We start from the raw sequence: 19,611 nt of genomic DNA on the forward strand, positions 1-19,611 counted from the left end.
GACCGGCGTGCGCGTTCCCCATTTCTCAACCCAGTTCGTCGACCTCCGCACCGACCGGGCGCCCGGCCTAGTAGCCATCGTTCAGCTGGCTTCCGGCAGCACGTGGAATCGAAGGGCGGTGTCGAAGGTGCCGTCCCCGGCCAGGGCCTCGTCAGCGGCCTGGGGTGTCAGCGCCACGACCAGGCCGCGGGCCGCTCCACGATCGGCCATGGCCTCACCGGCGGGGTCGACAGCGAGCACGCGGACCCCTGAGGCGGCGAGCAGTCCCGAGTCGACGCGATGTAGGCGCACCGTCTGACCCGGCGAGAGCAGGTCGAGCATGCGTGGATCGCTGGCGCCGACGTGGACGGCGACGGTGCCGCTGGGCAGACCCTCGAGGGCGGTGCGAGGCACCAGCACGGCGCCGGACAGCGGCGTGCCGCGCGCCACGGGGACCGCCAACCGACGGCCGACCAGGCCATCGCGTGATTCGAGCAGCACTCCGGCGATCTGACTGGGCACCGCGACCTCGCGCAGGTCCTCGCCGGTCAGGATCGCCCCGGCGGTCAGGTCGTCCGCCGCGACGATGACGAGGTGGCCATCGGCAGCCGGGGCCCGGGTCGAGAAGAACACGGTGAGCAGGGCCGAGGTGAGAAGCGCGAAGCTGAGCACCCGGCGGGCCACCCGGCGGCGCCAACGGGCGCGACGACCGGGGCTGAGCCGGAGACGTCGCAGGGGCGATGCGCTCTTGTCCATGCCGGGACGGTAGACGCGCGGTCCCGGCCGTGCCGATGGGTCAGTTGGACCCTGTGGATGACGAGGTCTTCGTGGCCGTGCCTGTGGACGACGAAGTCGCCGACGAGCCCGACGAACCCGACGAACCCGACGAGCCGTTGGCGGCGGGCGTCGACGTGCCGCTCGTCGAGGCCCCCGATCCGGACGACTCGCCCGAGGCCGCGGTGGTCGACTCACCGCCCGCTGGCGACGTGGCCGACCCGGAGGACCGACTGTCGGTCTTGTAGAAGCCGCTGCCCTTGAAGACCACGCCGACCGAGTTGAACACCTTGCGGAGGCGCCCCTCACACTCGGGGCACTCGGTGAGCGAGTCGTCGGCGAAGGACTGCACGGCTTCGAAGCGGTGACCGCACTCGGTGCAGGCGTAGACATAGGTGGGCATGGTGGCTTCTCCTGGGGGGCAGCCGACTCAGGAACGCGGCCGCACGATCGTGCACAAGTTTACGCGTCGGGCCGCGTGACTCGTCCCCACAGCCGCCGCGGCAGGCTCGGCGGCAAGGAGTGGTCGACCTCGTCCGAGGCCGGGGCACCTCGGGTCCACCCGGCGAGGCGGCCGCTGGTGCTGACCGCCTCCAGACGAGCCTGGGTCGCGACCCGATGCGCGGACGGGACGACCACGAGCAACCGGTCGCCCCGTCGGATGAGCGTCGACGAACCCGGCACGATCGTGGTGTCTGCGCGCACGATGAGCGAGACGTTGGCCTTGGGAGGGAGCCGCAGCTCGGAGATCTCGATGCCGGCCAGGTGCGAGCCGGGGCCGACGCTCACCTCGAGCAGATCGGCCCCAACCTCGTCGAGCGAGGTCGATTCCACGGCCAGGTCCACCTCGTGGTGGGCGGCGATCACCCCGAGCCGACGAGCCACCCAGGGCAGCGTCGGAGCCTGCACGAGCGTGAAGATCACGACGAGGACGAAGACGAGGTCGAAGAGCCACATCATCCCGGGTGCGCCGACCAGAGTCGGCACGGTGGCCAGCACGACGGGCACGGCACCGCGCAGGCCCGCCCACGACAAGAAGGCGTGCTCGCGCCACGACAGCCGGAAGGGGCCACACGAGAGCAGCACCGACAGGGGCCGTGCGACGAGGAGCAGGATCGTGCCGAGCGCCACCGCAGGCCACAATTGCGCCACGAACTCCTTCGGGTCCGCGAGCAGGCCGAGCAGCACGAAGAGCCCGATCTGGGCCAGCCAGCCGAGTGCGGTGCTCAAGCCGATGAAGGAGGCCCGGTGCGGCAGGTCGAGATTGCCCAGCACGAGCGCTGCCACATAACAGGCCGCGAAGCCACTGAGGTGGAGCCGATCGGCCAAGCCGTAGGCCATGATCGCGACCGCGATGACGCCGATGGCGAAGACGGTCGCGGCGCTGCCGGAGATCGCCTTGAGCAGGCGACCCCCCAGCCAGCCGATGACCAGTCCCATCGTGAGGCCACCGGCCAGTTCCATCAGGGCGATGGCGGCGACATGCAGCCACGTCCCGTCGCCGCCCTGGCCAGCAGCCCGAAGGCTGAAGAGGGTCACGAGGATGACGACCGGGGGGTCGTTGAGGCCAGATTCCACTTCGAGGATGCCGCTCACTCTGCGCGGCAGCGGCACGCGCCGCAGCACCGAGAAGACGGCGGCGGCATCGGTCGACGACAGGACGGCCCCGACGATCAGGGCCGTCTGCCAGGGCAGACCGAGCACGGCGTGGGCCGCGAAGGCGACGACCCCGACCGAGACGAGCACGCCGACGGTGGCCAGGCTCACGGCCGGGCCGATCGACCGTTTCACCCCACGCCACTGGGTCGTGATGCCTCCCTCGATGAGGATGACGGTCAACGCGGCATACCCGAGGATCTCGGTGAGCAGTGCGTTGTCATACCTGACCCCGAGGAAGCGCTCGCCGAGGAGCAGGCCGATGGCCAGGTAGATGAGCAGGGAAGGCAGCCCGGAGCGCACCGAGAAACGCACGGCGAGGACCCCGAACAGCACGACCAGCGACCCGACGAGCAGCCACGACGCCAAGGAATCGAGCGACAAGCCCCAGCCTCCCTTCGCGTGGTCACCCCGGTGGTCACCCCGTAGTCTCGCAGGGTGAGTCGCGCGCGCACCCTTCGCCGAGTCGCAATCGGTGTCGTGGCGGCCCTGCTCGTGCTCGTCGTCGGCCTGGCGGTCGTGGTGCTGTCCTTCGCGCAGGCGGCGACACCGCAGACGACGGGGCGGATCACGGTCGACGGGATGTCCGCCGAGGTCACCGTCGCGCGCGATGCCTCGGGCGTGCCGCACCTCACCGGATCGACCCTGGAGGATCTGGCCCGTGCCCAAGGATTCGTCCACGCCCAGGACCGCTTCTTCGACATGGACCTGCGCCGCCACATCGCCAGCGGACGTCTGTCGGAGTTGGTCGGGAAGTCGGGCCTGCCGGCCGATCGCGTCGTACGCACATTGGGGTGGCACCAAGTGGCGGAGCAGTCGGTGCCCCTGCTGGCGCCCGAGACCCGGCGCGTGCTCCAGGCCTACAGCGAGGGAGTCAACGCCTACCTCGAGTCCCGCTCTCGCAACCGGTTGAGTCTCGAGTACGCCGTGCTCGGTATCTCGCTGCCGGACCGCCCGATCGAGGACTGGACACCAGTGGACTCGGTGGCGTGGCTGACGGCCATGGCCTGGGACCTCAAGGGCAACTACACCGACGAGTTGTCGCGCGCGCGCCTGACCGGCCGGGTCACACGCGAGCAGATCATCGACCTCTACCCGCCCTTCGAGCGCACCGGCCACGACCCGATCCTCGGGACCGGCGACTGGGCGCCCGGGGCGAGGCCGCCGGCGTCGTCGGTCCCCAACGCGTTGGCCGACGTCCCCGCCCCCAGCGTGGGGGAGACCTCGTCGGTGCCCACCGCTCCCGATTGGTATGCCGCGGTGCAGGACGCGCTCGCGGCCGTCCCCGCGCTCTACGGGCGGGGCGAAGGTGTCGGCTCCAACTCATGGGTCGTGTCCGGAGATCTGACCAAGAGTGGCAAACCGTTGCTCGCCAACGACCCGCACCTGGGCACTCGGCTCCCCGGCATCTGGTATCAGAACTCACTCACCTGCCAGACCCTCACCGAGGCCTGCCCGCTGCGGGTCTCGGGCTTCTCGTTCCCGGGGCTGCCGGGGATCATGATCGGCCACAACGACCGGATCGCCTGGGGATTCACCAACCTGGGTCCCGATGTGTCCGACTTCTACCTCGAGCGCACGGATGTCGAGGGCCGAGTGCTCAAGGACGGGGTGTGGACCCAGCCCGAGACGAGGGTGGAGCGGATCCAGGTGGCGGGAGGTCCCACCGAGACGATCACCGTCCGCACGACGAGTCACGGGCCGATCGTCTCGGACGTCCTGCCTTCGGCCAAGGACGGCGGCGTCCACGCCCCGACCTTCGGTGCCGGCGCGTCCGGGGACGTCTACGCGTTGTCGCTGGCGTGGACCGGCCTGCGCCCGTCGAAGACGGCCGACGCCCTGCTGGGCCTCAACAAGGCACGGGACTTCACGCAATTTCGCACTGCACTGCGTGACCTGGCTGCACCCTCGCAGAACGTCATCTACGCCGATGTCGATGGCCACATCGGCTATCAGGCGCCCGGCGTGATCCCGGTGCGGGCACCGTCGGGGGACACCGGAGTCCCGGGCTACTGGCCGAGCCCTGGGTGGGACTCCCACCACGACTGGAGCGCCGAAGTGCCCTTCGACGACCTGCCGTGGGCGCTCGACCCGGCCGGCGGGGTGATCGTCGCCGCCAATCAGCAGGTCAGCGCCTCCCCGACCCCCTTCCTCACCACTGACTGGGACCCGGGGTATCGCAGCCAACGCATTCACGACCTGCTCTCCCGGACCGCGACCGGTGGCTCGACCGTCGCCGACATGGAGGCCATCCAGCGCGACGACCGCGATCCGACCGCCCAAGCCCTGATCGCCGCCTTGAACGACGTCGATCTGCGCAGCGATCCGTTCACTGCGTCCGCACGTGAGCTGCTGAACTCCTGGGACGGCAGCAGCCCGGCGCGCGGGAAGGGGAGCGCTGCCGCGGCATACCTCAACGCGGTGTGGAGCCATCTGATGCTCCTCACCTTCGATGACGAGTTGCCCGAAGACATGGCCGCCAACGGTGGGGCGCGTTTCCGGTTCGTCATGTCCCACCTGTTGACCGAGCCCAACCACGTGTGGTGGGACGACGCCAAGACCCCGGGTGTCGTCGAGGGACGTGGCGCGATCCTGTCGCAGGCAATGGTCGACGCCCGCGAGGACCTCACGCGACGACTGGGCAAGGACCCGAAGGGCTGGCAGTGGGGAGAGCTGCACACGTGGACGCCGACGCACCCCGTGCTCGGCGGCGACAACGTGCCCGGCATCGTGCGGTGGGCCTTCAACGACGACCCCGTGCGGCTCGGCGGCGGCAGCGCGATCGTCAATGCGAACGGGTGGGACGCGAGCAAGGGGTATGCCGTCACCTGGGCGCCCTCGATGCGAATGGTCGTCGACCTCGCGGACCTCGACGCGTCGGTGTGGATCAACCAGACCGGTGCGAGCGGGCACCCGCTGTCGGACCATTACACCGACCAGGTGGCGGACTGGGCGGCCGGTCGCAACCGGCCCTGGCCGTTCACCGCCCGGGCTGTCGCCGCGGCGACCGAGGACACCTTGGTCCTGGCCCCTCGCAGTTGACGTTGTCGGACGGCGTCGGCGGCGCGCTCAGTCGCCCCTGCGGCACCACGTGAGGCCATCGGCCGTGACCACGCCGTCGACGACCTCGTCGTGGGCGGCGCGGGGGAGCAGATCGGCGGCGAACTCGCCCGGGTGAAGCATGACGACGACCTTGACGCCGGGCGCGCGCCGGGGCAGTGCGCGGTCGTAACAGCCACCTCCTTGGCCGAGTCGCGTTCCCTCGCGATCGACGGACAAGCCGGGGGTCAGCACGAGTGCTGCATCGCCGATGGCGTTGTGTCCCAAGGGAGTTCGTGCTGGATCGGCGACATACGCCCAGTCGAGGTCGAGATCCGGCAGGGTGATCGGCACGATGACGCGCAGTCCGCGCGCGGTGAGCGCCGCTGTCGTGGCCGCGGTCGGTGGCTCGACGGGCAGCGCCTCATAGAGGGTGACGGTGTCGCCGGGTCCCACGCCCTCGGCGTCGAGCAGGTCGGTGATCGCTGCAGCGAGCGCGGTGTCGTCTGCGTCCCGATCGCGCGACGCGGCGATCTGGCGCCGACGCTCGCGCCGGTCGGCACGCTGCATCTTCTTGGCCCTCGCCGGGGTCACGCTCTCCATGAAGGCCCATCGTATGGTTGCCGCATGATGCGGTCGGTGGAGGAGCACCTGGCGGCCGTCCTGTCCTTGGCGACGCCGCTGCCCGTCGAGACCGTGCCGGTCTCCGAGGCGCGAGGTCGGGTCGTCGCCGCCTCGGCGGTCGCGGTCCTGGACCTGCCGTCCTTCGACAACTCCGCCATGGATGGGTATGCCGTGCGCGCCGCCGACGTCCCGGCCGCCGGTGTCCGGGTCGCGGTGGTGGACGACATCGCGGCCGGCGACACCCGCCGGCTCAGCCTGCCGCCCGGCGGCGCGATGCGGATCATGACCGGAGCGCCGCTGCCCGAGGGTGCGGACGCGATCGTGCCGGTCGAGGCCAGTGACGGAGGCACCACGACGGTGGCGTTCACCGAGGTGCCCGGGGTGGGGCAGCACGTGCGGTGGGTCGGCGAGGACGTGCGTGCCGGTGACGAGGTCGTGTCGGCGGGCGTGAGCGTGACGCCCGGCGTCGTCGCCTTGTTGGCGGCGGCAGGGATCGCCGAGGTGGCAGTCCATCGTCGGCCACGGGTGGCGGTCTTCTCCACGGGCGACGAACTCGTGCCGCTGGGCACGACGCCCGGCTTCGGCCAGATCGTGGACTCCAACCAGGTGATGCTCGGCGAGTTGGTGCGGGCCGCCGGTGCCGAGCTCGTGCACAGCGGGCACCTGCCGGACGATCCCGACCTCGTGCGGGCCGCCTTCGCGGATCCGCCGGGGGACGCCGACCTGGTGCTCACCAGCGGTGGGGTGTCGATGGGAGCCCACGACGTCGTCAAGGAGGTCCTGCTCGCCGCGGGCACCGTCGACTTCGTCAAGGTGGCCATGCGGCCGGGTATGCCGCAGGGTGCCGGCCACATCGGTGGTCGCCCGATCGTGACGTTGCCGGGCAATCCGGTGAGTTCCTTCGTGTCCTTCCACGTGTTCGTCCTCCCGCTGCTGCGGCGCCTGGCCGGTCAGCCCGCGGCTGCGTCGCTCGGTGAGGAGGTCGGCGCTGGGGTCGTGGAGGCCGCAGTGGCCTGGCGGTCTGTCCAGGGCAAGGTCGAGTTCACGCGGGTGCGCGTGGCCGGGGGGGCCGCGACACCGATGACCGGCCAGGGATCGCACATGCTCGGTGCCCTGGGCGCCGCCAACGCCCTGGCCGTGGTCCCACCGGCCTGCGCGGCGGTCGAGGTCGGCCAGCGACTGTCCGTGATCCGCCTGCTCGGATCGGAGGTCGGCTCATGAGCGGCGACGGACGACTCACCCATGTGCGGGCCGATGGGTCCGCCCACATGGTCGACGTCTCGGCCAAAGCAGTGACCGCCCGACAGGCGAGTGCGGCAGGTCGAGTTGTGCTGTCCGACAGGGCAATTCGTGCCTTGCGTGAGGGCGATGTGCCCAAGGGTGACGCGCTCGCCGTGGCGCGCATCGCCGGGATCCAGGCCGTGAAACGCACCCCGGACCTCATCCCGCTCGCCCACCCGATTGCCGTGCACGGCGTCGAGCTCGACCTCGACGTGCGCGACGACGGTGTCGACATCGTGGCCACGGTGCGCACCGCGGACCGCACCGGGATCGAGATGGAAGCGCTCACCGCGGTGGCGGTGGCCGCGCTCGCCCTCATCGACATGATCAAGGCCGTCGACAAGCACGCACGGATCACCGACGTGCGGGTGACCGCCAAATCAGGTGGCCGCTCGGGTGACTGGACCGAGTCGTGACGGTCGACTTGGCCGGGCGCACGGCCCGGGTGATCACCGCATCGTCCCGGGCTGCTGCCGGTGTCTATCCCGACCGCGGCGGCGCGCTGCTCGTCGCGACCCTGCGGGACTGGGGGATGGACGTGCCGGACTCCGACGTCGTCCCTGATGGCCCGGAGGTCGGCGAGGCCCTGGTCCGCGCTCTCGCCGATGGCCCCGACCTTCTTCTCACGACCGGCGGCACCGGTCTGACCCCCACCGACGGCACCCCCGACGCGACTCGGCGGGTGCTCGACAAGGAGGTGCCCGGCATACCGGAAGCTCTGCGGGCGGCGGGGGTCGTCAAAGGGGTGCCGACCGCGATCCTGTCCCGGGGGGTGGCCGGGCTCGCCGGCCGGACTCTCGTGGTCAATCTGCCGGGGTCCAGTGGTGGGGTGCGCGACGCGCTCGACGTCCTTGGCCCCCTCCTGGCGCACGCCCTCGACCAGGTGCGCGGAGGGGACCACTGATGTGGCGACGTCGGCCGTCAACGGCCCTTTCCGAGTGGCCACTTCGCTTGGGTGGCCACACGCCGCAGGGTGAGCCGGTGTTGCTGCGGCCGCTGGGTCTGGCCGACGAGTCGGACTACTTCGCGCTCCGGCGGGCCAACGCCGAATGGCTGGCTCCCTGGGATGCGACCTCACCGGTCCCGCGAGCCCCCAGGACCTTCTCGGACGTGCTCGACAGCCAGGAGGCCGAGGCGCGGGCAGGTCGCGCGCTCCCGATGGCGGTCGAGGTCGGTGGGAGGCTGATCGGGCAGGTCAATGTGAGCAACATCGTGGAGGGGTCGTTCCGGTCCTTCAATGTCGGCTACTGGATCGCGCACGAGGCTGCCGGGCGCTGGATCACGCCGACCGCGGTGGCCATGCTCGGCGATCACTGCCTTGGCGCACTCGGCCTGCACCGGATGGAGATCAACATCCGCCCCGAGAACCTCGCCTCGTTGGCCGTCGTCCGCAAACTGGGGCTGCGGGACGAGGGGATGCGGGAGCGCTACCTGCACATCGACGGGGAGTGGCGCGACCACCGGTCGTTCGCGGTGACGACGGAGGACCTGGCCGGGCAGTCCCTCATGGAACGCTGTGCACTGTCGTCACAAGAGTCACTTTGGCGACACACCGACCCATCTCCGTCGGGCTGACTTGCGCACGTCCTAACGTGCTGGCATGCAACCCTCGTCCCTCATCTTCGTGGTGATCGCGGGCGTCTGGGCTGCCTTCCTCGTCCAGCACTGGATCCGTCGCCGCGAGCACATCGCGACCGCGCGCTCCGTGGACGCCTTCTCCGAGACCCTGCGCGTCCTCAAGGTGCGTGACCACGGCCCCGAGGTCGACCTCGATGGGCCGCCGCGCAAGTCGTATGCCGTGAGCCCCACCAAGGCCGTCCGCCCCCAGGTCACGGTGAAGCGTGCCGAGACCCTGCTCTCACGCCCACTGCCGGAGACCGACCCCGCCCACGAGTGGGAGCCGGGGGAGTCTGCCGGCCCCGCGGCATACCTGCTGATCCCGGATCGCGCCACGCGGGGCCTCACCTTCCTGACCGGACTGCTCGGCACCGTGGTCTTCGCCGTCTTGTCGTTGACGGGCGTGCTCGTCGCCTGGGCCCCCCTCGTGCCCCTGGCCCTTGCCCTGGGCGGGTTCCTGTGGGTGCGCCAGGCGGCACTGTCGGCGCGCGCGGCCCGAGTGCCGGTGGGTGTGCGCGCGCGGGAGTCGGCTCGACCGACCTCGGTTGGGGCCCCCGCGGTGGAGGCGGTCGGGGAACCGGCGCCTGTCCCGGGGACGGCTCGTGGTGGCGTCTTCGATGTCAACGCGGGGAGCGCCGGGGATGGCGCTGCGTCGTTGCCCGACACGGTTACGCCGATGGCCGCGCCGCTGCTCGACGAGGACGACATGCCACTGACCTGGGACCCGCGCCCGGTGCCGCGCCCGACCTACGCGATGAAGGCGACCGCCACCTGGGTGCCGGTCGAGGAGCGCGCGCAGGAGCCGGTGCGTCCCACGCGTTCCCGCTTGACGCCGGTCATCGCGGACCTGGACGACGACATCCCCGAGTCCTTCCCGGTGGCGCGCCGGTCCGCGGTCGGCTGAGCAGTCGGGACCCTCTTGCCCGGATCCCTAGGCCGGGATCGTGTGGCCAGCCTGCGTTGGCCCAGGCCAACGCAGGCGTGTGCCCAGCCGACCGGTGCAATGCACGGTGAGGCGCGACTCAGGGTTTCTGCTGCTGCACTTCCTCGCGCGCCTCGGCCGCTTCGTGGCGGCCCTCGGCATCGAGCAGCGAATCGGCCGTGGGTGGGGTGGGTGGGTCGAGCAGGTGATGGCCGACCGCGTTGAGCACCGCCACCGTGGGCACGGCGATCAGGGCACCGACGATGCCGGCGAGCACGACACCTGCCGCGATGGCGAGGATGACCGACAGCGGGTGGACCTTGACGGCGCGGCCGAGGAGGAGCGGCTGCAGCAGGTGGGACTCGATCTGCTGGACGGCGATGACACCGGCCAGCATGATCAGCGCCTTGACCGGGCCGAGCGCCACGAGGGCGAGCAGGACGGGCACCGCCCCCGAGATGGCCGCGCCGATGACCGGAATGAAGGCGCCGAAGAAGACGAGGATCGCGACCCCGCTCGCGAAAGGCACCCCCAGCACGGCAGCGACCAGGCCGATCCCGATCGCGTCGGCCGCGGCGACGAGCACGGTCGCCCGCGTGAAGGCGCTGAGCTGACCCCACGCGACGATGCCCGAGGAGTGCACCTTCCCGCGGGCCGCGCCCGGGAAGAGGCGCACGACCCAGGCCCAGATGCGGGCCCCGTCGTGGAGGAAGAAGAACAGCGTGAACATCGCGATGAAGAAGCCGGCGATCGCATGACCGGCGGTCACCCCGGCCGCGGCCGCCTTGGGCCCGGCATCGGAGAGCGCCGAGGCGCCCTGCTGCCGGGCCTTCTCGATCCACTCGTCGAGCACGGTGGCGTTGACGCGGAAGGTGTCCATGATCCAGGTGCGGATCTGGTCGTAGCCCTCGCCCACCTGGGTCTTGATGTCGTCGAACTGGTCGATGAACTGTGAGCCGACGAAGGTCAGCAGCCCGATGAGGAGCGTCAGCGTGCCCAGGACGGTCAGGCCCGCGGCCGCTCCGCTGGGCATGAACGCGCGCAGTCGCTTGAAGATGGGCGCGAGGAGGGCTGCGAGAAGGAGCGCGACGATGACCGGGATGACGATCTCGCTGAGCATCGTGAGGAGCTTGATGGCACCGATCAGGGCGGCGGCGATGACAATGGCGCGCCAGGCCCATTCACTGGCGGTGCGCACGCCGATCGGCACGGACCACTTGGCGGCATCGTCGTGGCCGGCGACGACCAGGGTGAGCGCGTCGTCCTGCCCCGGCGTGGTCGTCGCCTCGCGCGGCAGGTCGGCCGGGCCATGGCCCTCGGCTGGCATCATGCCGCGAGCCTAATTGGTGACTCACCCCTTGCGTCCGGCACCGTGGTTAGTATGCCGTCCACTCGCCGGACGTTGGGCGGGGCCCGACCTGCTTGCGTCCGTCAAGGTGGTTGGTATGCCGTCCACTCGCCGGACGTTGGGCGGGGTCAGGCCACCCAGGAGCATTGACACGAAAAGAGCCGACGGTAGTCGGCTCTTTCGGTTGGTGGAGCTGAGGGGATTCGAACCCCTGGCCTTCTCATTGCGAACGAGACGCGCTACCAACTGCGCCACAGCCCCAGAAGCGAGAGAAACCATAACATCGGCACCTGCCACGGCCGAAAATCGGGGCCGAGCGGGCCGAACGGCCGGGCCCTCGCCAACGTCCGGCGAGTGGACGGCATACCAACCACAGTGCCGGACGCAAGGTCAGCGGTGGATGAGGTCCTGCCAGTTGGCGGGGACCGCACCGGCCGGCCCCGGAGCGGGCTGGTCCTCGGGATGGGACTGCGGGTCGGGCAGGCGTGGCCCGAGGAAGCCCTTGCCGTCGGCAAAGTCCCAGAACCAGTCCTCGCGCGGCTCGAAGCTCGTGAACACCTGGTGGCCCGTCTCATGCCAGTGCGCGGTCGCGTGCTGCGACGGGCTGGTGTCACAGCACCCGATGTGACCGCATTGGGCACACCGGCGCAGGTGCACCCACCAGCCGCCGCTGGCCAGGCATTCGACGCAGCCCGTGCCGGTGGGAACGCTCTGCTCGTCGATCCCCGCCCGCGTCGTCATCCTCGGCCCAACCCTCAGGGTGCGGCGGAGGGGTCGACGTGCTGGGCCAAGTAGTGCGCCGCGCCGATCCGCTCGATCACGTCGAGCTGGGCCTCGAACCAGTCGACGTGCCGTTCCTCGTCGAGCACCATCTCCTCGAAGACCGAGGCGCTGCCGTGGTCACCGAGGTCGTGACACTCCTTGGCGGCCGCGTTGAACTGGGCCACGGCACCGATCTCTCCCTCGAGCCCGATGCGGAGCATCTCCTCCGGGGTCTCGCCCGTGCGAATCGGGTTGAGCCGCTGGACATTTGGGTGCCCGTCGAAGAGCAGGATCCGCTGGATGATCGAATCGGCGTCCTTCATCTCGTCGATCGAGAGGTCATAGAAGACCTTGCCCAACTTGGGGAAGCCCCAGTTGTCGAGCATCCTGGCGTTGAGGAAGTAGGAGTTGACGATCGTCAACTCGAGCGTCAGGGCCTCGTTGAAGAGCTCAACGACTCGCGAGTTCTTGGGCTGCACGGGGGACCTCCGGGATCATGACGGATCGGGCACTGTCACTCTCGCACAGGATCATCTTCACCGACCACACGCATCCTCCGCAGCCGGTGCCGGCGCCGGTCGCACGGCTCACCGCAGGCAAGGTCGTGGCTCCCGCATCGACAGCAGCGCGGATCGCCTGGTCGTTGACGACCCTGCAGTGGCAGATGATCACGGCACGCTCCGGCGGGAGTAGGTGAGGTTTACCTAATCACAGGGTACTTAGGTGCACCTAATCCGCCCCCCCGGATTCCGCCATGCGGAACACCTCACGTCGTCGTGACGGCCCGCTCGCACAAACCGATGAACGCGCCGAGCGCGACGAGCTCACGCGGGCTCCTCGGGGCCAGGTCGGTCAGGAGCGGCGAGCGCACGAGGTATGCCGCGTGCTTGGCTCGCGAGATCGCGACGTTGAGGCGGTTGCGGTCGAGCAGGAAGTCGATGCCCCGGCTGACGTCGCTGGGGGAGGAGGCCGCCATCGACACGATGGCCACCGGCGCCTCCCGTCCTTGGAACTTGTCGACCGTCCCGACCGGCACCTCGTCGAAACCGGCGGCGTCGAGGGCAGCCCGGATCGTGGCGACCTGGGCGTTGTAGGGAGTGGTGATGATGACGTCCTGCGGGCCGATGGCCCGCTCCGGCTCACCGTCCTCGACCGCAGGAATCCAGCGCCGTCCGATCATGTCGCGCACGAGGTCGACGACGGCAGCAGCCTCCTCCGGCGACGACGACCGGTTGTCGTGGTGGTCGACCGACCGGACGTGCAGGCCCGGCTCGACGCCATCCAGCGACCGCGACTGGGTCACGGACACCTGGGAGTGGAGCTGACCGGCATACGACAACCGGCTGACCGGGGCGGTGAGGGCGGGGTGCATGCGCCAGGTGGTCGCGAGGAAGTAGCCGTGCTCCGGGTCGAGCACTGGCTCCTCACCGATCAGCCAGCCGAGGGCCGACAGGTCGACCGGGTCGGGATGGCTGCCCTGGCTCACCTGCGGCAACTGCTGCGGGTCACCGAGTAGGAGCAGGCGCGCGCCCGCCATCGCCACGGCCATTGTCTTGGCCAGCGAGAACTGCCCCGCCTCGTCGACGACGACGAGGTCGAGTTGGTCACGCTCGACCCGCTTCGGATTGGTGAGGTCCCAGGCGGTGCCGCCGATGACATAGCCGCCTTCGTGGTCGCGGGCGAAGGTCGCGAGGTCATCGGCCTGAGCCAGGTCCGTCCACGCCGGGTGCTCGGCCTCGACGGTGCGCTTGGCGACCTGCCCGGCCGGGACGCCGGCGCGGATCACGGCGGCCAGGACGTTCTCGATCGCGGCATGCGACTGGGCGCACACCCCGATCCGCCAGCCGTGCTGCACCAGGGCGGCGATCACGTGGGAGGCCACATGGGTCTTGCCGGTGCCAGGTGGCCCCTGCACCGCGAGATAGGAGTTGTCGAGGTCGAGCAGGGCAGCGGTGATCGTGGCCACCTGGTCGCCCTCCGCTGCCGCGGGCAGAGCCGTCCCCCGCCGGAACCGAGGCGGGCGACGCAGCAGCAGGTCGGCGCCCGCTCGGGCCGGCACTGCCGGCCACTGCGCATGGAGCTCGGCCGCGAAGTCCGTGATCGCGGCGTCGATGTTGTCGACGCGCACCAGCCCGCCGGGCACCAGCCCCGCCGGGATCGGTGCGTGCTCCTCGCCACCGGTCGGCATCAACTCCTCGACGACCAGCTCCTGGCGCACGTGCCCACCGGTCGTGAGCGCCGGCGATGCCTCGAGGATCCGCACCCCCGCCGGCGACTTGCCGTGGTGGAACCCCCGTTCCATGGGTATGCCGGCCGGCCCGGGCGCCGCGTAGACGGCGTTGACCTCGTCTCGGGGCGTGAGGAGAGTGCCCGAGAGTGGTTCACCGACCAGGCGCAGGATGCGACGCGGCTTCTGCCGGCTGCTCTGGCGGTGCCAGTCGGTCACCACAGTGGCCTCCTGGACGACGAAGACTCCACTGTCGGCGGGCCAGTCGGCGACCGGGGTGCGCAGCCGGCCGAAGTGTCGCCACCAGAAGGGCTTGTCCTCGCGCGCATGGAACTGCACCGCGGCCGCCGCCAGGGCGATCGCCTGCTGCTCGGCGGTACGCTCGTGCGGCTTGGTGTCGGCGATCAACTCCCGAAGCGCCTGCTCGAGCGCGATCCGGGCCTGACGATCGGCGGACAGGCTGACCGGTCCGGCGGGGGCACCCTCACCCACGTCGTCCGAGGCCGGCTCGACGACCGGAGAGGCCTCACGCTGCTGCACGAGCCAGTCCCGCAGGCCCAGCGTGGACAGGCAGTCGTCGCGGTTGTAGTCGTGGATCAACTCCAGCAGTCGATGTGCCTCGGCCTCGTCACCACGATCACGCGCCGCGCAGAACTCGTGATAGACGGTGATCGAGTCGCCGCCGCTCTGCAGGGCGATGGCGCGCTTGTCCATGTAGAGCGGCTCGAGTTTCTTGATCGAGTAGGACCGCTGGGAGACGCGCACACCGGCGCGAACCACGGCATACAGATCCACGAAGACGCCCTCCCGCAGGAACTGGTCGATCTCCTCCTCACAGACACCGTGGCGAACCGCGAGCCGGAGCAGGGCGACGACCTCGTAGTTGGCGTAGTGATGGACATGCATCGTCGGCCACTGCCGCCGCCGCTGCTGGACGTAGGTGACGAAGTCGATGAGCGCCTGCTTCTCGGCCTCGCGGTCGTGCGCCCAGAAGGTGCGGAATTCCGGTGTGCCGGTGTCGATCTCGATGAGACCGAAAAGGTACTCCAGTCCCCAGTCCGAGGACCCACGCTCGGCCCAGAGCGGATCACCCTCGAAGTCGAAGAAGACGTCACCGGCCGAGGGTTCGGGGATGGTGGCCAGCGCCGCTGTGCTCACCACCTCCGAGCGCACGCGACCGGTCGGGTCGCCGTCCTGCTCGACCTGCAGACGGGCCTGCGCGACGAGGCGCTCGAAGGTGGCCGCGCGGACCTCGGGCACCGGCTCGGTGCGGGCGGCCAGGTCCTCGACGGTGTGCACCCCCGCCTCGAGCAGGCGGCGCCGCGTCGGCATGCGCACACCGGCGACGAGGAGCACGTCGCGCGTTTCCTCGGCGGCCGCGACGCACACCTCGCACCTCCCACAGGCCAGCCACCGGTCGTCGCGCCAGAGCGCCGGCCCGTCGTCGGCCGCGTGCGCCTCCATCACGGCCGCCAAACGCGCGCGCCGGGCGCGATGGACCGGCAGCAGGTCGTTGAGTGGGTGGTCACTCGGCTCGCCGGTGCCCAGGACGAGCCGGGCGATCGGTGCCGTCGGGATGCCGGCCTCGGTGAGGCACGCGGCATACGCACCGATCTGGAGGAGCGCGGGGACCGACTCGGAGCGGGCGAGCTTGGCGTCCATGACCAACCAGCCGTCGTCGGTGCGCTCGAGGAAGTCACTGTGCCCGACGAAGCCGCCGTCGAAGAAGGTCGCCTGGACGACGACATCGGCACTATCGCCGCGCAGGGTGGCCAACGTGGTCTCGTGGGCGGTGGTCAGCCCCTCGAGGGTGTAGGCGGGCCGGGGGAACTGCAGCACGCGGCCGGGGTGGCGAGCCGACAGGCGCAGCAACTCCCGCTGCTCGTGTTGGGTGCCGAGCTCGGCGACCCGGGCGAGCATCGCGTCGTCGGTGACGGGCAAGCCCGCAATCCGGCCCAGCGTTGCGTCGAGCGTGCGGACCAGCGCGAACTCGCACGTGGCGGCGAGGCGCAGGTCGCTGGGGCTCGTGACGAGCCGGTCACCGAGGAGGAACACAGGCTCAACCTACGGGTCACCACCGACACCGGGTGGAGGCCGACCTCAGATCCAACTGGGGAACCACATCCGCAGGTACCACTCCTTGTAGGGGATGACCTCGGCGGCGTGGATCGGATAGAAGTAGGTGAAGAGCACGACGTGCACCACGAGGTAGGCCGCGATGCCCACCACCCGCAGTTGTCTCTCGTTGGGCGGGCACTCCGGCAAGAGGGCAGGTCGCAGGAGGAGTCCGATGACCAGGACGACGGCGAGCACGATGAACGGCTCGAAGGTGATCTCGTAGAACGCGAAGATCGTGCGCTTCTGCCAGTAGAACCAGATGCCATAGCCCGCGACCACGCCCGCCGCGATCGCCCCCGCCCGCCAGTCGCGCCGCGCCAGCCACTGGTGGAGCACGACGAAGAGCGCGACCAGCCCTGCCCACCAGAGCGAAATCGTGCCGATCGTGTGCACTGCCTGCGAGCACTGGTCGACGGCGCAGCCCAGCTCGCCCTTCTTCGGCCCTTCGTAGAAGAAGGACGTCGGGCGCGCCTGGACCAGCCAGCCCCACGGGTTGGACTGGTAGCTGTGCGGCTTGGTCAGCGTCGTGTTGAAGGCCCACATGTCGTGGTGGTAGTGCACGAAGGACCGGGCCCACTCGGGCAGCCACTGCACGCCCTGCCCGGGATTGGCGGCGGCCCAGCCCCGCAGGTAGGCATGCGGGTTGAGGAACCAGCCCAGCCACGTCAGGGGGTAGACGACCGCGGTGACGACGACGAGTTGCACCGCGGCATACGGACCGTCCTTGAGAAGCCCGGCGGCGAGCCAGTGGCGCACCCCCGCGGTGCGGCGAGCTCCGAGGTCCCACCACACCGTCATCAGCCCGAAACAGGCGACGAAGAGCAGTCCGGACCATTTCGTCGAGGTCGCGAGCGCGAGCATCAGGCCGGCGACCCACCGCCAGGGCCGGGCGCCCAGCCAGGGCCCCCACCGCGGCCACTCCCCGCGCGGGAGGGCGCCGACCTTGCGCGCGAGGACTGCCCGCGAGCGGTCGCGATCGATGAGGAGCGCACCGAAACCGGCGAGCGCGAAGAACATGAGCGGCATGTCGAGCAGCGAGGTGCGAGACATCGTGAAGTGCAGGCCCTCGAACGCGATGAGCAGGCTCGCGATCGTCGCCAGGGTCACGGATCCGAAGAGCCGCAACGCGATTCGCCCCACCATGAGGATCGACAGGGTGCCGAGCAGGGCAACCGAGAAGCGCCAGCCGAAAGGGCTGTCGGCGCCGAAGAGCCACTCTCCGGCACCGATCACCCATTTGCCGACGGGTGGGTGGACGACGATGTTGCCCAGGGTGGGGTTGTGGACGTCGGTGGTGCCGGAGTTCCACATCGCGTCGGTGACGCCGGGCTTGAGTTGCATCTCGGTGCCGAACCGGATGAGCGACCAGCCCTCCTTGACGTAGTAGGTCTCGTCGAAGACCAACTTGGCGGGCCGGTCGAGGTGCCAGAAGCGCAGCAGGCCACCGAGGACCGTGAGCGTGAGCGGGCCGAGCCAGCCCCACAGACGAGCGCGGGGGGAGAGCGACGGGCGGTCGCCGAGCAGGAGTTCGCGCAACTCCTCCTCCCTGGTCACGGCGGCCACTTTATGTCGGTATGCCGTGTGGTCGCGTGCGAGGATCGCGGCCATGAGCGGCGACCCCGGTGTGCTGGTGCTGGCGGCCACGCCGATCGGTGATCCGCGCGATGCCGCACCACGGCTGGCGGCCGAACTCTCGACCGCCGAGGTCGTCGCCGCCGAGGACACCCGCCGCCTACGCCGGCTGTGCGCGGACCTCGGGGTGGCGCCGAGCGGCCAAGTCGTGAGCTTCCACGAGCACAACGAACACGCACGCGCCGCCGACCTGGTCGAGCGTCTGCTCGCCGGCGATCGCGTCCTCGTCGTCACCGATGCCGGTATGCCGTCGGTCTCGGACCCGGGGTATCGCCTCGTCGCGGCCGCCGTCGCAGCGAAGGTTCGCGTCACGTGCGTGCCCGGCCCGTCGGCGGTGCTCATGGCGCTGGCGGTCTCCGGGCTGCCGGTCGACCGCTTCTGCTTCGAGGGCTTCCTGCCGCGCAAGCCGGGAGAGCGGCGCCGGGTCCTGGGCGAACTGGCCGGCGAGCGACGCACGATGGTCTTCTTCGAGGCGCCGCACCGGATCGCCGACACCCTCACCGCGATGGCCGAGGCCTTTGGGAGCGATCGGCCGGCGGCCGTGTGCCGCGAGCTCACCAAGACCTACGAAGAGGTCCGGCGCGGCACGGTCACCGACCTCGCGGTCTGGGCGGCCGAAGGGGTCAAGGGTGAGATCACGGTGGTCGTCCAAGGTGCGGAGGCCGCGGCTGCGGACCCGGCCCACGCGGTGGGTGAGGTGCTCGCGCGGGTCGCCCGCGGCATACGCCTCAAGGACGCGGCCGGCGAGGTGGCCGCCGAGACCGGGCTGTCGAAGAAGGCCCTCTACGACGCCGCGCTCGCCGCCCGCGGGTGACCCCTGCTCGCCGGGGGCGCGAGAGTACCGGCGGGTAACGTGCGGATCTCACACGAGGTAAGGCCCACCTGCCGTGAAAGCGCGCGCGGGGAGCGGTAGTTTGCACTCGTGGCCACGACGACTCTTTCCGCACCGACAGCGCGGAAGACGACGATCGCCCTCAAACTGCTCATGGCGGTGACGGGTGCCTTCTTCGTCCTCTACGTGCTCCTGCACATGTACGGCAACCTCAAGGTCCTTGCGGGCCAGGAGGCCTTCGACACCTACGCACACCACCTGCGCACCTTCGGCGAGCCGATGCTGCCCTACGGCGGCCTGCTGTGGATCTTCCGGATCCTGCTCCTCGGGTCGTTGATCGGGCACGCGTATGCCGCGTTCACGCTCTGGAGCCGCGCTGGCTCGGCGCGCAAGACCAAGTACGCCGTCCTCAAGACGGCGGCGTCCGCGCAGTGGATGCGGTGGGGCGGGGTCGCAATCCTGCTCTTCGTCGTGTGGCACCTGATCCACTTCACGATCGTCAAACCGGTCATTAACGTCGACGGGCCTGACGCCGCGGCGATCAAGGCCTCGCCTTACACGATGGTCGTCGCGTCCTTCCAGCTCTGGTGGATGGTGCTCATCTACCTGCTCGCGCTCGCCGCTCTCGGCCTGCACCTCGCGCACGGCGTGTTCAGCGCGCAGCAGACGCTCGGCTTCACCCAGACCCCCAAGGCGCGCGCCCGGGCCAAGGGCATCGGGAACCTCACCGCTGCCCTGGTCGTCGTCGGCTTCGCGATCCCGCCCCTGTCCATCCTCTTCGGCCTGGTGAAGTGAGGACC

At 70.3% G+C, this 19,611-nt stretch carries 18 protein-coding genes, 1 tRNA gene and 1 pseudogene; 9 read left to right on the top strand and 11 right to left on the bottom strand.

What is annotated here, in order from left to right; genetic code table 11:
• Positions 1-81: 81 nt before the first annotated feature.
• The gene (locus BN10_RS15670; protein WP_010850490.1) at positions 82-735 is read right to left on the bottom strand and encodes an SAF domain-containing protein; all 654 of its coding nucleotides are present in this window, start codon (positions 733-735) and stop codon (positions 82-84) included.
• Between the two features lie 71 nt (positions 736-806).
• Between BN10_RS15670 and BN10_RS18065 the strand changes: the two genes are divergently transcribed.
• On the top strand, positions 807-1,001 hold the full coding sequence (locus tag BN10_RS18065) for a hypothetical protein (RefSeq protein ID WP_324603542.1): 195 nt from the start codon (positions 807-809) through the stop codon (positions 999-1,001).
• A 14-nt stretch (positions 1,002-1,015) separates the two neighbouring features.
• Here the strand turns inward: BN10_RS18065 and BN10_RS18070 are convergent.
• A pseudogene (locus tag BN10_RS18070) lies at positions 1,016-1,156 on the bottom strand (FmdB family zinc ribbon protein); the annotation flags it as partial.
• 59 nt (positions 1,157-1,215) lie between these two features.
• Entirely contained in the window at positions 1,216-2,793 is a 1,578-nt protein-coding gene (locus tag BN10_RS06900; RefSeq protein WP_010850493.1) for a potassium/proton antiporter, read from the bottom strand.
• A 54-nt stretch (positions 2,794-2,847) separates the two neighbouring features.
• On the opposite strand from BN10_RS06900, the gene BN10_RS06905 reads away from it, so the two are divergent.
• Positions 2,848-5,451 (top strand): penicillin acylase family protein, encoded by a 2,604-nt coding sequence (locus tag BN10_RS06905; protein WP_010850494.1) that lies wholly within the window; start codon positions 2,848-2,850, stop codon positions 5,449-5,451.
• A gap of 27 nt (positions 5,452-5,478) precedes the next feature.
• Here BN10_RS06905 and BN10_RS06910 read toward each other — a convergent pair whose 3' ends face one another.
• Complete coding sequence (locus tag BN10_RS06910; RefSeq protein WP_010850495.1) at positions 5,479-6,051, bottom strand: 5-formyltetrahydrofolate cyclo-ligase; 573 nt, start codon at positions 6,049-6,051, stop codon at positions 5,479-5,481.
• A 24-nt stretch (positions 6,052-6,075) separates the two neighbouring features.
• On the opposite strand from BN10_RS06910, the gene BN10_RS06915 reads away from it, so the two are divergent.
• Genes BN10_RS06915 through BN10_RS06935 form a run of 5 tightly spaced genes read left to right on the top strand, consistent with a single transcriptional unit; the run spans position 6,076 to position 9,874 of the window.
• Positions 6,076-7,293, top strand: coding sequence for a molybdopterin molybdotransferase MoeA (locus tag BN10_RS06915; protein WP_010850496.1), 1,218 nt, complete (start codon positions 6,076-6,078; stop codon positions 7,291-7,293).
• Positions 7,290-7,769, top strand: coding sequence for a cyclic pyranopterin monophosphate synthase MoaC (moaC, locus tag BN10_RS06920; protein ID WP_010850497.1), 480 nt, complete (start codon positions 7,290-7,292; stop codon positions 7,767-7,769). Before BN10_RS06915 ends, moaC begins: the two co-directional genes overlap by 4 nt.
• A complete protein-coding gene (locus tag BN10_RS06925; RefSeq protein ID WP_010850498.1) occupies positions 7,766-8,257 on the top strand; it encodes a MogA/MoaB family molybdenum cofactor biosynthesis protein in 492 nt (163 codons plus the stop codon). The genes moaC and BN10_RS06925 overlap by 4 nt, the downstream gene beginning before the upstream one ends.
• Positions 8,257-8,928 carry a GNAT family N-acetyltransferase gene (locus BN10_RS06930; protein ID WP_010850499.1) on the top strand — a complete coding sequence of 224 codons (672 nt, stop codon included), beginning with the start codon at positions 8,257-8,259 and terminating at the stop codon, positions 8,926-8,928. The genes BN10_RS06925 and BN10_RS06930 overlap by 1 nt, the downstream gene beginning before the upstream one ends.
• A gap of 25 nt (positions 8,929-8,953) precedes the next feature.
• The gene (locus BN10_RS06935; RefSeq protein ID WP_010850500.1) at positions 8,954-9,874 is read left to right on the top strand and encodes a hypothetical protein; all 921 of its coding nucleotides are present in this window, start codon (positions 8,954-8,956) and stop codon (positions 9,872-9,874) included.
• A 118-nt stretch (positions 9,875-9,992) separates the two neighbouring features.
• Here BN10_RS06935 and BN10_RS06940 read toward each other — a convergent pair whose 3' ends face one another.
• From BN10_RS06940 to BN10_RS06970, 7 genes are all read right to left on the bottom strand, one after another.
• On the bottom strand, positions 9,993-11,222 hold the full coding sequence (locus BN10_RS06940; protein ID WP_010850501.1) for an AI-2E family transporter: 1,230 nt from the start codon (positions 11,220-11,222) through the stop codon (positions 9,993-9,995).
• Positions 11,223-11,425: 203 nt separating this feature from the next.
• Positions 11,426-11,501: transfer RNA gene (locus BN10_RS06945), tRNA-Ala, on the bottom strand.
• Between the two features lie 129 nt (positions 11,502-11,630).
• Entirely contained in the window at positions 11,631-11,981 is a 351-nt protein-coding gene (locus BN10_RS06950) for a UBP-type zinc finger domain-containing protein (RefSeq protein WP_010850503.1), read from the bottom strand.
• Between the two features lie 14 nt (positions 11,982-11,995).
• Positions 11,996-12,481 carry a bacterioferritin gene (gene bfr / locus BN10_RS06955; RefSeq protein ID WP_010850504.1) on the bottom strand — a complete coding sequence of 162 codons (486 nt, stop codon included), beginning with the start codon at positions 12,479-12,481 and terminating at the stop codon, positions 11,996-11,998.
• A complete protein-coding gene (locus BN10_RS16285) occupies positions 12,453-12,674 on the bottom strand; it encodes a (2Fe-2S)-binding protein (protein WP_084310962.1) in 222 nt (73 codons plus the stop codon). Before BN10_RS16285 ends, bfr begins: the two co-directional genes overlap by 29 nt.
• Before the next feature lie 94 nt (positions 12,675-12,768).
• The gene (locus BN10_RS06965; RefSeq protein WP_010850506.1) at positions 12,769-16,284 is read right to left on the bottom strand and encodes a TM0106 family RecB-like putative nuclease; all 3,516 of its coding nucleotides are present in this window, start codon (positions 16,282-16,284) and stop codon (positions 12,769-12,771) included.
• A 45-nt stretch (positions 16,285-16,329) separates the two neighbouring features.
• On the bottom strand, positions 16,330-17,955 hold the full coding sequence (locus tag BN10_RS06970; protein WP_233354279.1) for a dolichyl-phosphate-mannose--protein mannosyltransferase: 1,626 nt from the start codon (positions 17,953-17,955) through the stop codon (positions 16,330-16,332).
• Here BN10_RS06970 and rsmI point away from each other — a divergent pair.
• Both rsmI and BN10_RS06980 read left to right on the top strand, forming a co-directional pair.
• The gene (rsmI, locus tag BN10_RS06975; RefSeq protein ID WP_010850508.1) at positions 17,954-18,793 is read left to right on the top strand and encodes a 16S rRNA (cytidine(1402)-2'-O)-methyltransferase; all 840 of its coding nucleotides are present in this window, start codon (positions 17,954-17,956) and stop codon (positions 18,791-18,793) included. The two genes, BN10_RS06970 and rsmI, sit on opposite strands and share 2 nt — an antisense overlap.
• Positions 18,794-18,901: 108 nt before the next feature.
• Positions 18,902-19,606, top strand: a complete 705-nt coding sequence (locus tag BN10_RS06980) for a succinate dehydrogenase cytochrome b subunit (RefSeq protein ID WP_010850509.1) — start codon at positions 18,902-18,904, stop codon at positions 19,604-19,606.
• The last annotated feature ends 5 nt before the right edge of the window (positions 19,607-19,611 follow it).

It is taken from the genome of Phycicoccus elongatus Lp2 (assembly GCF_000367525.1).
Classification (GTDB): domain Bacteria; phylum Actinomycetota; class Actinomycetes; order Actinomycetales; family Dermatophilaceae; genus Phycicoccus_A; species Phycicoccus_A elongatus.

Excerpts from the sequence above, each read along its gene's own strand:
- BN10_RS15670 (WP_010850490.1), bottom strand. The coding sequence starts at position 735 with ATGGACAAGAGCGCATCGCCCCTGCGACGTCTCCGGCTCAGCCCCGGT.
- BN10_RS06910 (WP_010850495.1), bottom strand. The coding sequence starts at position 6,051 with ATGGAGAGCGTGACCCCGGCGAGGGCCAAGAAGATGCAGCGTGCCGAC.
- BN10_RS06915 (WP_010850496.1), top strand. The coding sequence starts at position 6,076 with ATGATGCGGTCGGTGGAGGAGCACCTGGCGGCCGTCCTGTCCTTGGCG.
- moaC (WP_010850497.1), top strand. The coding sequence starts at position 7,290 with ATGAGCGGCGACGGACGACTCACCCATGTGCGGGCCGATGGGTCCGCC.
- BN10_RS06930 (WP_010850499.1), top strand. The coding sequence starts at position 8,257 with ATGTGGCGACGTCGGCCGTCAACGGCCCTTTCCGAGTGGCCACTTCGC.
- BN10_RS06935 (WP_010850500.1), top strand. The coding sequence starts at position 8,954 with ATGCAACCCTCGTCCCTCATCTTCGTGGTGATCGCGGGCGTCTGGGCT.
- BN10_RS06940 (WP_010850501.1), bottom strand. The coding sequence starts at position 11,222 with ATGATGCCAGCCGAGGGCCATGGCCCGGCCGACCTGCCGCGCGAGGCG.
- BN10_RS06950 (WP_010850503.1), bottom strand. The coding sequence starts at position 11,981 with ATGACGACGCGGGCGGGGATCGACGAGCAGAGCGTTCCCACCGGCACG.
- rsmI (WP_010850508.1), top strand. The coding sequence starts at position 17,954 with ATGAGCGGCGACCCCGGTGTGCTGGTGCTGGCGGCCACGCCGATCGGT.
- BN10_RS06970 (WP_233354279.1), bottom strand. The coding sequence starts at position 17,955 with ATGGCCGCGATCCTCGCACGCGACCACACGGCATACCGACATAAAGTG.